An 11,905-nucleotide genomic window follows, 5' to 3' on the forward strand; every position below is an offset into this window, starting at 1 on the left:
CTCCAGAATAAAGACAAAAAAGGGGCCTAAAGCCCCTTTTTAAAATGATTGCCGGGTGGCGCTTCGCTTCCCCGGCGGCTTAGCCATCCGATGATTAATCGATGCTACGCTGGATTTCGATGATTTCGAACACTTCGATCATATCGCCAACGCGAACGTCGTTGTAGTTCTTCACACCGATACCACATTCCATGCCGTTACGGACTTCGTTAACGTCATCTTTGAAGCGGCGCAGGGATTCCAGCTCGCCTTCATAGATAACCACGTTGTCACGCAGCACGCGGATTGGGTTGTGACGTTTGATGGTCCCTTCGGTAACCATACAGCCCGCGATGGCGCCGAATTTCGGCGATTTAAAGACATCGCGCACTTCAGCCAGACCGATGATCTGCTGTTTCAGTTCCGGAGACAGCATACCGCTCATCGCCGCTTTCACTTCGTCGATCAGGTTATAGATGACGGAGTAGTAGCGCAGATCCAGGCTTTCCGCTTCGATAACTTTACGCGCAGAGGCATCGGCACGAACGTTGAAGCCAACCAGAATCGCGTTGGATGCTGCAGCCAGGGTGGCGTCGGTTTCGGTGATACCACCTACGCCGGAACCGATGATCTTCACTTTCACTTCGTCGGTAGACAGTTTCAGTAAGGAATCGGAAATCGCTTCGACAGAACCCTGTACGTCCGCTTTCAGCACGATGTTCACTTCGTGAACTTCGCCTTCGGTCATGTTAGCGAACATGTTTTCCAGTTTAGATTTCTGCTGACGCGCCAGCTTAACTTCACGGAATTTGCCCTGACGATACAGCGCCACTTCACGCGCTTTTTTCTCGTCACGAACCACGGTCACTTCGTCACCGGCAGCCGGCACACCGGACAGGCCGAGGATTTCCACCGGAATGGACGGACCCGCTTCCAGCACTTCGCGACCCAGTTCGTCACGCATCGCACGCACACGGCCGTATTCGAAGCCGCACAGAACGATATCACCCTTGTGCAGAGTACCTTCGCGAACCAGAACGGTAGCGACCGGACCACGACCTTTATCAAGGAAGGATTCGATCACTGCGCCGCTCGCCATCCCGTTACGGACCGCTTTCAGCTCGAGGACTTCAGCCTGCAGCAGGATCGCGTCCAGCAGGTCGTCGATACCGGTACCGGCTTTCGCGGAGACGTGGACGAACTGGCTCTCGCCGCCCCACTCTTCCGGCAGGATGCCGTACTGGGACAGTTCATTCTTCACGCGGTCCGGATCGGCTTCAGGCTTATCGATCTTGTTCACCGCAACTACCACCGGCACCTGCGCCGCTTTGGCGTGCTGGATAGCTTCGATAGTCTGCGGCATCACGCCGTCGTCTGCCGCCACCACCAGAACCACGATATCCGTCGCCTGCGCACCACGAGCACGCATGGAGGTAAACGCGGCGTGGCCCGGGGTATCCAGGAAGGTGATCATGCCGTTGTCGGTTTCTACATGGTAAGCACCGATGTGCTGGGTAATACCACCCGCTTCGCCGGAGGCAACCTTAGTAGAACGAATATAGTCCAGCAGCGAGGTTTTACCGTGGTCAACGTGACCCATGATGGTCACAACCGGTGCGCGCGGTTCAGCCGCCGCGCCGGTGTCACGGTCGCTCATTACCGCTTCTTCCAGCTCGTTTTCACGACGCAGGATAACTTTGTGGCCCATCTCTTCGGCAACCAGCTGTGCGGTTTCCTGGTCGATGACCTGGTTGATGGTCGCCATGGCGCCCAGCTTCATCATCGCTTTGATGACCTGAGAACCTTTCACCGCCATCTTGTTAGCCAGTTCGCCAACGGTGATGGTTTCGCCGATCACCACGTCACGGTTAACGGCCTGCGCCGGCTTCTGGAAGCCCTGCTGCAGAGCAGAACCCTTACGGTGCTTACCGCCTTTACCGCCGCGAACGGCCGCACGGGCTTCTTCACGATCGGCTTTCGATTCAGCGTGTTTGTTGCCTTTCTTCGCCGGACGCGCCGCTTTGCTGCTGCGGCTGCGGCCGCGACCGCCTTCGACTTCACGATCGTTATCATCTTCAGCCTGACGAGCATGCTGTGACGTGGTGACGTGATAGTCGCTGGTGTCTTCCGGGCTGTCTGAAGTTTCAGACCAATTTTTTTCGTTTTCTTCTGCCATACGGCGTGCTTCTTCCGCTACACGGCGCGCTTCTTCTTCAAGTTTGCGGCGTGCTTCTTCTTCCGATTTGCGCTTCAGTTCCGCGGCTTCGTTCTCGCGACGGATCTTTTCAGCCTGGGCGGTTTTGGTCATTTCGTCGGTATGTTGATTGCTCACTTTGTCTTTTTCCGCAGCTTCACGTTTCGCTTTATCAGCGACTTCACGTTTAGCTTGTTCTGCGGCCTCACGTTCAGCTTTTAATTGCGCCTCGCGTTTCGCTGCTTCTTCAGCTTCACGACGGGCCTGCTCTTCCGCTTCACGCTGCGCCTGCTCTTCCGCGGCCAGGCGTTCAGCCTCTTGCGGATCGCGTTTCACAAAGGTGCGTTTCTTGCGGACTTCGATTTGTACCGATTTACTCTTTCCACCGGTACCTGGAATATTCAACGTACTGCGCGTCTTACGCTGTAACGTCAGCTTGTCTGGCGCCGAACCATGCTCACGGTTCAGGTGCGTCAACAAAGTTTGTTTCTCTTGCGAGGTCACAGAATCATCAGCCGTTTTGCGGATGCCTGCGTCAGCAAATTGCTGTATCAGGCGATCCACAGAGGTCTGAATCTCTGAGGCCAGCGCTTTAATAGTCACATCTGTCATGCTGTTCCTTCCTGCTACAGTTTATTACGCTTCGTCGCCGAACCAACAAATGTTGCGAGCGGCCATGATGAGCTCGCCAGCTTTCTCGTCGGTCATCCCTTCGATATCAGCCAGGTCATCAACGCCCTGCTCAGCGAGATCTTCCAGCGTACAAACACCACGGGCAGCCAGTTTGAATGCCAGGGCACGATCCAGACCTTCGAGATTCAACAGATCATCGGCAGGTTTGTTATCTCCCAGGCTTTCTTCCTGAGCCAGCGCCAGCGTAGTCAGTGCGTTTTTCGCACGCTCACGAAGTGCTTCAACGGTGGCTTCATCCAGACCGTCGATTTCCAGCAGTTCTTTCATCGGCACATAGGCCAGCTCTTCCAGCGAGGAGAAGCCTTCTTCAACCAGCACTGTCGCGAAATCTTCATCAATATCGAGATATTTGGTGAAGGTATCGATAGCGGCATGCGCTTCCGCCTGGTGCTTAGCCTGCAGATCGTCAACGGTCATCACGTTGAGTTCCCAGCCGCTAAGCTGCGAGGCCAGGCGGACGTTCTGACCGTTACGGCCAATCGCCTGCGCCAGGTTGCCCGCTTCTACCGCGATATCCATGGTGTGTTTATCTTCATCCACCACGATGGACGCGACGTCTGCCGGCGCCATAGCGTTAATCACGAACTGCGCCGGGTTATCATCCCAGAGGACGATATCGATACGCTCGCCGCCCAGCTCAGTGGAAACCGCCTGCACGCGCGCGCCGCGCATACCGACGCAAGCGCCAACCGGGTCGATACGCTTGTCGTTGGTTTTCACCGCGATTTTGGCACGAGATCCCGGATCGCGAGCCGCCGCTTTGATTTCCAGCACTTCTTCACCGATTTCCGGCACTTCGATGCGGAACAGTTCGATCAGCATCTCAGGTTTGGAACGGGTCACGAACAGCTGGGCGCCACGCGCTTCCGGACGGACTGCGTACAGTACGCCGCGAATGCGGTCGCCCGGGCGGAAGTTCTCACGCGGCAGCATATCTTCACGCAGGATCACGGCTTCAGCGTTGTTGCCCAGATCCAGAGTGATGTTGTCGCGGTTCACTTTTTTCACCACGCCGGTGATGATCTCACCTTCGTGCTCGCGGAACTGATCGACCACCATTGCGCGCTCGGCTTCGCGAACTTTCTGCACGATAACCTGTTTAGCGGTCTGGGTGGTGATGCGGTCGAAAGTGACAGACTCAATCTGATCTTCGACGTAGTCACCGACGTTCATGCTTTCATCTTCGAAACGCGCGGCTTCCAGCGTGATCTCGCGCGTCGGCTGGGTCACTTCTTCTACAACCAGCCAGCGACGGAAAGTGTCGAAATCGCCGCTCTTACGGTCGATTTCAACGCGAACGTCGATCTCTTGTTCGTATTTTTTCTTGGTGGCCGTTGCCAGCGCGCTTTCCAGCGCTTCGAAAATTTTCTCACGCGGCAGCGCTTTTTCGTTGGAAACGGCTTCAACAACAGCCAAAATTTCTTTGTTCATCGGGGCCTTTCACCTCAATCCAGACTGTTAAAAGTGGGGAACCAGGTTCGCCTTCTGGATGTTACTCAGCGCGAACACTTCATCTTTGCCTTCGACGGTTACCGTGATCATTTCACCGTCTACCGCTTTGATAATGCCCTGCCATTTGCGACGGTTCTGAACCGCCATGCGCAGCACCAGCGCAACTTCTTCGCCAGTGAAACGTTGATAGTGTTCGGCGGTGAACATCGGACGGTCGAGACCAGGCGAAGAGACTTCCAGGTTGTAAGCGACAGTGATCGGGTCTTCGACATCCATGACGGCGCTTACCTGGTGGCTCACATCAGCACAATCATCAACGTTGATGCCATCTTCACTATCAATATAGATGCGCAGTGTGGATGTGCGACCGCGAATAAATTCGATGCCGACCAGCTCAAAGCCAAGCGCTTCAACCGGCGCAGTGAGCATCTCTGTCAATTTTTGCTCTAATGTGGACAAACCCACCCCCAAGACATAAAAAAAGGGCGTATAGCCCAGTTATTCTGAAGTCAGATAACAAAAAACCCCGATAAATCGGGGCTTTAGATAACTGAACCCTGAGATCGCCATGGCGATCTGGAACACCTTCCGCAAGAATTCTTTCAAATTCGGCTACGAAGGACACCTAGTCCTCACAGTATATTTGAAAAAGTACTTAATGGGAAAGTGGTTGCGGGGGCCGGATTTGAACCGACGACCTTCGGGTTATGAGCCCGACGAGCTACCAGGCTGCTCCACCCCGCGCCTGAAACGTGGCATATTTTACTCTTTTTGAGCAAAAGACGCAAATACTGCTGGGATTTGGTACCGAAGACGGGACATAAAATCGGGATGAATTGTAACGGCAACTAGTATATTTTGTCAACATGCATTTTAGCGCCCCCGATTGCCGTTTGTGCTGGTATTTCAGGCTTTTTTAGCAAAAAGATGATGAAGCCCTTCCTGTCGCCAGTAAAAGATGGTTAAATGAATACTCACAATTAATGCATAAAAATGCAGTTAAGGTTGTTGGGTCGAACTCACCACAGTCTATCGAGCAGGGTTTTATTTTATGACGACGATTCTCAAGCATCTCCCGGTTGGTCAACGTATTGGTATCGCTTTCTCTGGTGGACTGGATACCAGCGCCGCGCTGTTATGGATGCGCAAAAAAGGCGCCGTGCCTTATGCATATACCGCTAACCTGGGTCAACCGGACGAAGACGACTACGATGCTATTCCGCGCCGCGCGAAAGAGTACGGCGCCGAAGGTGCCCGTCTGATCGACTGCCGCAAACAGCTGGTCGCAGAAGGGATCGCCGCGATTCAGTGTGGCGCTTTCCATAACACCACTGGCGGGTTGACCTATTTCAACACCACGCCGCTGGGCCGCGCGGTCACCGGCACCATGCTGGTAGCGGCAATGAAAGAAGACGGCGTTAACATCTGGGGCGATGGCAGCACCTATAAAGGCAACGATATCGAACGTTTCTATCGCTACGGCCTGCTGACCAACGCTGAACTGCAGATCTACAAACCGTGGCTGGACAGCGATTTCATCAATGAACTCGGCGGCCGTCACGAAATGTCCGAATTTATGATCGCCTGCGGCTTTGACTACAAGATGTCGGTCGAGAAAGCCTATTCCACCGACTCCAACATGCTCGGCGCTACCCACGAAGCGAAAGATCTGGAGTTTCTGAATTCCAGCGTCAAGATCGTCAACCCGATTATGGGCGTGAAGTTCTGGGACGAAAACGTGAAGATCCCTGCGGAAGAAGTCACCGTACGCTTTGAGCAAGGCCACCCGGTGGCGCTGAATGGCAAAGCCTTCGCCGATGACGTTGAAATGATGCTGGAAGCCAACCGCATCGGCGGTCGTCACGGCCTGGGCATGAGCGACCAGATCGAAAACCGCATTATCGAAGCGAAAAGCCGCGGCATTTATGAAGCCCCGGGGATGGCGCTGCTGCATATCGCCTACGAGCGTCTGCTGACCGGTATTCATAACGAAGATACTATCGAGCAGTATCACGCTCACGGTCGCCAGCTGGGCCGTCTGCTGTATCAGGGCCGCTGGTTCGATTCCCAGGCGCTGATGCTGCGTGATTCGCTGCAGCGCTGGGTCGCCAGCCAGATCACCGGCGAAGTCACCCTTGAGCTGCGTCGCGGCAATGACTACTCGATCCTCAATACGGTATCAGACAACCTGACCTATAAAGCAGAGCGCCTGACCATGGAAAAAGGCGATTCCATGTTTACCGCTGAAGACCGTATCGGCCAGTTGACCATGCGTAATCTGGATATCACCGATACCCGCGAGAAGCTGTTCGGCTACGCGCAGTCTGGCCTGCTGAGCGCCTCCTCAGCGACGGGTTTACCGCAGGTTGAAAATCTGGAAAACAAAGGCAAATAATCGCCTGACGATGTTTACTCTCTCTGCCGGCGGCTCTCCGCCGGCTTTTTATTTTTTGTTACCAGTCAGCAGCAGAAAAATCGAAAAGAGGCATTTTTTCCTTATCACCCGGCCGGCAAAATTGTTGACTATAATAGCCTCAATTGATTAATTCATATCTGGTGATAAACATCATGAATATTAAACCGCCGATCAGGCCGCAAAAGGCCATTGACCGACTGATCGATGTGCTTGAGCCACACGCGACGCCCGTTAACGCGATCGCCAGAAAAAGACTAACGTGGGAATATAAAGGTAAGACCCAACTCTTTATTTTTAAAAAAGGCGAGCTGTCGATTATTCGTAATTCCGACAAGCTATTGATGGTGACCGTCTATGAGCCGCATCTGTTCGGCGTGGCGGAAATGCTGCAGCCCAGCCGCAGCCATAGTCTGCGGGCGGAGGTCTCTTCCGAACTGCTGCGTATCGATTATGACCTGGCGTCGGCGCTATTCCGTCAGCACAACCTGTGGGAAGAAGTCACCAGCCTGCTGGCTTATCATACCTCGTATATGGTATATCGTGACGATCTGGTCCTGCAGCAGCGAACCTATTCGGTGATCCGTAACCATCTGCTGGAAATGATGCTCTTAACCGAAGAGACCCGGCAGCGCGTGTCTATTCTGGAATATATTCAGGACCGGACCCATCTGTCGCGCAGCAGTATTCTCAATGTCTTATCAGCCTTAAAGAAAGGTGGTTATATTGCCTTTGCCCGCGGCGGTTATTTGCAAAGTATCGCCTCGCTTCCGGAAAAATTCTAACCCGCGCCCGTCACCATCTTTTTGTCGTTATTCACCTTACTGTTGAAAATGTTTAAATTTAAATCAATAAACGCTAACGGTAAAAAAAGAAAAATTTTATGCTGAGTTCCTGAATTTACCGGTGGACAACATGTCCCTGAGCTCAACCAGCAGACTGCCACTCACGGCGTTAACCGCCGGGCCTGCATCAGCTCAGGATATGCCACCGGAAATCGGCCAGGCGTGAGCAGCGGCAGCGGGAGTTGACCCCTCTTGTTTGCCGTCTGCAGCGACCATAACGATGAGATCCAAGAACCCGTTAATTTTGCCCGAACGCCCGTATCGGGCTTTTTTTTATCTGAAGGAATTCAACAATGAAGTCTATTGCTCCAAAAATGGTTGCCGTGATGATCGCTTTAGGGGCCAGCAGCGCTGCCTGCGCATCCGTTAACCTGCATGGTGAAGCCGGCGCCGAGTTTACCAATCTGTCCGCCAGCTTTGGTGCCGGGGAACCTGGCATGACGTTCAACACGCAGTGGGCCCACAGCGACAATGACGGGGACAGCGTAGGACTGGGAATGGGTTACAACTTTAACCTCGGGCCCTTTCTGATGACGCTGGGCGGTAAAGGGGTCTATTTGAACCCTAAAGACGGTGATGAAGGTTACGCTATCGCCGCAGGTGGCAGAGCAGAACTCCCACTCGGCCAGTACTTCACGCTCTTCGGTGAGGGCTATTACTCGCCGGACTCGATGTCCAGCGGCGTCGATGATTATGTGGAGGCCAATGCCGGGGTACGCCTTAACGTGCTGCCGTCGCTGAATATCGAAGCAGGCTATCGATATATCGATATGGCGGGGAAAGACGGCCATCGCGACAACACCCTCGCCGACGGGGCCTACGCCGGGGTTAACTTCCGCTTTTAATCCATGCACAGGGATTGCCATCCGGCAGTCCCTGCTTCATTCTTAACTGGCCTGCGGCACGCTTTTCAGTACGCGGTTAATCTCCTGCAGGCCAGCAACATTATTCTCTTTGCGGTAAACCTCATTCATGGACGCCATCTGCTCCAGGCGGGTCAGAGCGCCATACACCTGATACGCCTCGCTGTGTCTGTCGAACACATCGCGGCGCTCAACATCCTGCAGATAATTGCTTTTCAATGAATGGTTAAGGCGGCCAATCAGTGCCGTATTGTCCTGGAAATAGCGCGTCACCGCCTGGGGATTATTCGCTGCAACGCCAGGCTCACTGTATGATACCGGTACGGTTAGCGCATTAATCGTCTCCACCGTTTTGGATGGCGATGTTGAACTGCATCCCGCTAAACCGAGCACGCCGGCGACGATAAGCAACCCGATCTTGTTCATTGTGTCACTTCACCTCTGTTAATTTGACGAGGCGACTTTAACGACAGCAAAAGGAGGGGACCAGCGAAGAGATGTTTAATAATAAATGGTCGGTGGGGACAAAAACAAAAAAAGACGCTTTTCAGCGTCTTTCTTCTGGAATATTGGTACCGAGGATGGGACTCGAACCCACAAGCCCGTTAGGGCACTACCACCTCAAGGTAGCGTGTCTACCAATTCCACCACCTCGGTACAGAATACTTAGTGCGGGATATCGCTGGTCGGCTGAGCCGGCGCAGTTGGCTGAGTTTGCTCTGTTTTCGGCGCGCTCAGGTTATCCCACTCACTTCCTTTACTGGTCTTGTTGCTGTTGATATTACCCAGCGCCAGACTGATGATGAAGAACAGCGCAGCCAGGATGCCGGTCATACGGGTCATGAAGTTACCAGAACCGCTGGACCCAAACAGTGTGCCGGAAGCTCCTGCACCGAAGGAGGCTCCCATATCAGCGCCTTTACCTTGCTGCAGCATAACCAGACCTACGAGGCCAATCGCTACAATAAGGAAAACAACCAAAAGAGCTTCGTACATAATCAACCTGTTCCTTGCGGATTCGCCGCATACCAAGTGCTTCGACCAATAAAGCGGGGCGTTTTAACGTTTCCCACTGAAGCGGGTGTGAATACTAACCAAAGCGAATGACCTTCGCAAGGGCAATTTCGACACATTGTATCAACTGCAGAAAAAAACAGCAAAAAGCCGGTATTCGATCATAAAAAAGGCGGCAAGCGCCGCCTTTTTAACCACTTAGCCGGCAAGCTTAGACGCTTTTTACCGCTTCGGCGATGCGATGCGCAAACTCGTGCACCTGATCTTCATGCTCGCCTTCCACCATGACGCGGATCAGCGGCTCCGTACCCGATTTACGCAGCAGGACGCGGCCACGCTTACCTAATGCCGCTTCCACTTCTGCGGTCACCGCTTTGACATGCTCATTCTCCAGAGGGTTGCCGCTGCCCTCGGTAAAGCGCACATTCACCAGCAGCTGAGGGAACATCTTCATGCCGCTGCACAGGTCATGCAGGCTCATGTGGTTGCGTACCATCGCCGCGACCACCTGCAGACTGGCGACGATGCCATCGCCGGTGGTGGTTTTATCCAGCAGGATCACATGGCCGGAGTTTTCCGCACCGATGCGCCAGCCTTTTTCCTGCAGCATCTCCAGCACATAGCGGTCGCCCACCTTCGCGCGGGCAAACGGGATGCCTAGCTGCTTGAGCGCCAGCTCCAGGCCCATATTGCTCATCAGCGTACCGACGGCGCCGCCGCGCAGCTGTCCCTGACGCAGCCCTTCCCGGGCGATGATGTAGAGGATTTGGTCACCATCGACTTTATTGCCTTCATGGTCAACCATGATCACCCGATCGCCATCGCCGTCGTAGGCAATGCCCAGATCGGCTTTTTCCGCCAGCACGCGCGCCTGCAGCGCCCGCACGTCGGTAGCCCCGACCTCTTCGTTGATGTTGAGGCCGTCAGGCTCGCAGCCCATCGCGATAACCTGGGCGCCCAGCTCGCGGAATACATTGGGAGCGATGTGGTAGGTTGCGCCATGCGCACAGTCCACCACCACTTTCAGCGTGGAGAGGCTCAGTTCATTGGGAAAGGTGCCTTTACAAAACTCAATGTAGCGCCCCGCGGCATCGACGATACGGCTGGCTTTACCCAGCTCAGCCGAGTCCACACAGGTGAGTTCTTTCTCCATTTCGGCTTCAATCGCCTCTTCCACATCATCAGGCAGCTTGGTGCCCTCAATGGAGAAGAACTTGATGCCGTTGTCGTAGAAAGGGTTATGTGAAGCGGAGATGACGATCCCCGCCTCGGCGCGAAAGGCGCGCGTCAGGTAGGCGATCGCCGGCGTCGGCATTGGCCCGGTGAACGATGCAGAGAGTCCCGCTGCCGCCAGCCCGGCTTCCAGCGCCGATTCCAGCATATAGCCCGAAATACGGGTATCCTTGCCGATGATAATTTTACGCGAGCCGTGGCGCGCTAACACTTTACCCGCCGCCCAGCCGAGCTTAAGCACAAATTCCGGAGTGATCGGCGCATCGCCGACGCGGCCACGAATACCATCGGTGCCAAAATACTTGCGGTTACTCATAACGTTTTTTTCCCTTAGCGGCGAGGGTGGCTTCCACCACGCGCAGCGCTTCTACCGTTTCTTTGACATCATGGACGCGGATAATCTGCGCGCCCTGCATTGCTGCTATGACGGCACACGCCAGGCTGCCGTTCAGCCGTTCCGACGGCCCAACGTTCAGCAACTGACCTACCATCGACTTACGCGACATACCGACCAGCAGCGGCAGACCAAAGTGATGAAACTCTCCCAGCCTGGCCAGCAACTGATAATTGTGGGTGAGATTTTTACCGAAACCGAATCCCGGGTCGAGCAGCAATTTTTCTTTTGCGATCCCCGCCTGTTCGCAGCGCACGATGTGTTCATTAAAAAAGCGCTCTACATCGGCGAAGACATCCTCATACTTCGGCGCCTCCTGCATGGTTTTCGGCTGTCCCTGCATATGCATCAGACACACCGGCAACCCGGTTTCCGCCGCAGCCTGCAGCGCGCCGGGTTCGGTCAGCGAACGAATATCGTTAATGATATGCGCCCCCGCTCGGGCCGATTCGCGGATAACCTCCGCTTTGGAGGTGTCCACTGAGATCCACACCTCAAAGCGCTGGGCGATAGCCTCCACTACCGGGATCACCCGCGCAAGCTCCTCTTCCACGCTAACCTCAGCCGCCCCTGGCCGCGTCGATTCACCGCCGATATCAATGATGGTCGCCCCGGCGTTGATCATCAGATTGGCATGCTTCACCGCCTCAATCAGCGAATTATGGGCGCCGCCATCAGAGAAGGAGTCAGGCGTCACATTAAGAATACCCATCACGTGGGGGTGAGAGAGATCGAGGGTTGAGCCCTGGGCTACAAGTTTCATCACAAAATCCCTGAGACAGAAGAGGTTAAAAAAGAAAAACCCCGGAGCGGGCGCCCCGGGGT

General features: G+C 54.5%; 10 protein-coding genes and 2 tRNA genes. 3 read left to right on the forward strand and 9 right to left on the reverse strand.

Features of this window, described 5'->3' with window-relative positions:
- Positions 1 to 94 precede the first annotated feature (94 nt).
- From infB to ACQUTI_RS18510, 4 genes are all read right to left on the reverse strand, one after another.
- Complete coding sequence (gene infB, locus ACQUTI_RS18495; protein ID WP_004206173.1) at positions 95 to 2,785, reverse strand: translation initiation factor IF-2; 2,691 nt, start codon at positions 2,783 to 2,785, stop codon at positions 95 to 97.
- 24 nt (positions 2,786 to 2,809) lie between these two features.
- Complete coding sequence (gene nusA / locus ACQUTI_RS18500; RefSeq protein ID WP_002918252.1) at positions 2,810 to 4,297, reverse strand: transcription termination factor NusA; 1,488 nt, start codon at positions 4,295 to 4,297, stop codon at positions 2,810 to 2,812.
- Positions 4,298 to 4,324: 27 nt separating this feature from the next.
- The gene (rimP, locus tag ACQUTI_RS18505) at positions 4,325 to 4,777 is read right to left on the reverse strand and encodes a ribosome maturation factor RimP (protein WP_002918364.1); all 453 of its coding nucleotides are present in this window, start codon (positions 4,775 to 4,777) and stop codon (positions 4,325 to 4,327) included.
- 208 nt (positions 4,778 to 4,985) lie between these two features.
- Positions 4,986 to 5,062, reverse strand: a tRNA-Met gene (locus tag ACQUTI_RS18510).
- A 307-nt stretch (positions 5,063 to 5,369) separates the two neighbouring features.
- Here ACQUTI_RS18510 and argG point away from each other — a divergent pair.
- The 3 genes from argG to ACQUTI_RS18525 all read left to right on the forward strand — a co-directional run bounded on the left by argG (position 5,370) and on the right by ACQUTI_RS18525 (position 8,421).
- Positions 5,370 to 6,713, forward strand: coding sequence for an argininosuccinate synthase (argG, locus tag ACQUTI_RS18515; protein WP_064183243.1), 1,344 nt, complete (start codon positions 5,370 to 5,372; stop codon positions 6,711 to 6,713).
- Positions 6,714 to 6,886: 173 nt separating this feature from the next.
- Positions 6,887 to 7,516: a winged helix-turn-helix transcriptional regulator gene (locus tag ACQUTI_RS18520; protein ID WP_004206175.1), complete on the forward strand. Its 630-nt coding sequence runs from the start codon at positions 6,887 to 6,889 to the stop codon at positions 7,514 to 7,516.
- Positions 7,517 to 7,869: 353 nt separating this feature from the next.
- Complete coding sequence (locus ACQUTI_RS18525; RefSeq protein ID WP_186602156.1) at positions 7,870 to 8,421, forward strand: YfaZ family outer membrane protein; 552 nt, start codon at positions 7,870 to 7,872, stop codon at positions 8,419 to 8,421.
- Positions 8,422 to 8,463: 42 nt separating this feature from the next.
- Here the strand turns inward: ACQUTI_RS18525 and ACQUTI_RS18530 are convergent, their stop codons facing one another.
- The 5 genes from ACQUTI_RS18530 to folP form a co-directional block, all read right to left on the reverse strand.
- Positions 8,464 to 8,712: a hypothetical protein gene (locus ACQUTI_RS18530; protein ID WP_072096600.1), complete on the reverse strand. Its 249-nt coding sequence runs from the start codon at positions 8,710 to 8,712 to the stop codon at positions 8,464 to 8,466.
- Positions 8,713 to 9,009: 297 nt separating this feature from the next.
- A tRNA-Leu gene (locus ACQUTI_RS18535) sits at positions 9,010 to 9,096 on the reverse strand.
- A gap of 9 nt (positions 9,097 to 9,105) precedes the next feature.
- On the reverse strand, positions 9,106 to 9,435 hold the full coding sequence (secG, locus tag ACQUTI_RS18540) for a preprotein translocase subunit SecG (protein ID WP_002918369.1): 330 nt from the start codon (positions 9,433 to 9,435) through the stop codon (positions 9,106 to 9,108).
- Positions 9,436 to 9,664: 229 nt separating this feature from the next.
- The gene (gene glmM, locus ACQUTI_RS18545) at positions 9,665 to 11,002 is read right to left on the reverse strand and encodes a phosphoglucosamine mutase (RefSeq protein ID WP_004206179.1); all 1,338 of its coding nucleotides are present in this window, start codon (positions 11,000 to 11,002) and stop codon (positions 9,665 to 9,667) included.
- Complete coding sequence (folP, locus tag ACQUTI_RS18550; protein ID WP_004206182.1) at positions 10,995 to 11,843, reverse strand: dihydropteroate synthase; 849 nt, start codon at positions 11,841 to 11,843, stop codon at positions 10,995 to 10,997. Before folP ends, glmM begins: the two co-directional genes overlap by 8 nt.
- Positions 11,844 to 11,905 lie beyond the last annotated feature (62 nt).

The organism is Klebsiella sp. 7-CIP_Kleb., from assembly GCF_050378655.1.
Classification (GTDB): Bacteria; Pseudomonadota; Gammaproteobacteria; order Enterobacterales; family Enterobacteriaceae; genus Klebsiella; species Klebsiella quasipneumoniae.

Coding starts and splice junctions, on each gene's coding strand:
- infB (WP_004206173.1), bottom strand. CDS start 2,785: ATGACAGATGTGACTATTAAAGCGCTGGCCTCAGAGATTCAGACCTCT.
- nusA (WP_002918252.1), bottom strand. CDS start 4,297: ATGAACAAAGAAATTTTGGCTGTTGTTGAAGCCGTTTCCAACGAAAAA.
- argG (WP_064183243.1), top strand. CDS start 5,370: ATGACGACGATTCTCAAGCATCTCCCGGTTGGTCAACGTATTGGTATC.
- ACQUTI_RS18520 (WP_004206175.1), top strand. CDS start 6,887: ATGAATATTAAACCGCCGATCAGGCCGCAAAAGGCCATTGACCGACTG.
- ACQUTI_RS18525 (WP_186602156.1), top strand. CDS start 7,870: ATGAAGTCTATTGCTCCAAAAATGGTTGCCGTGATGATCGCTTTAGGG.
- secG (WP_002918369.1), bottom strand. CDS start 9,435: ATGTACGAAGCTCTTTTGGTTGTTTTCCTTATTGTAGCGATTGGCCTC.
- glmM (WP_004206179.1), bottom strand. CDS start 11,002: ATGAGTAACCGCAAGTATTTTGGCACCGATGGTATTCGTGGCCGCGTC.
- folP (WP_004206182.1), bottom strand. CDS start 11,843: ATGAAACTTGTAGCCCAGGGCTCAACCCTCGATCTCTCTCACCCCCAC.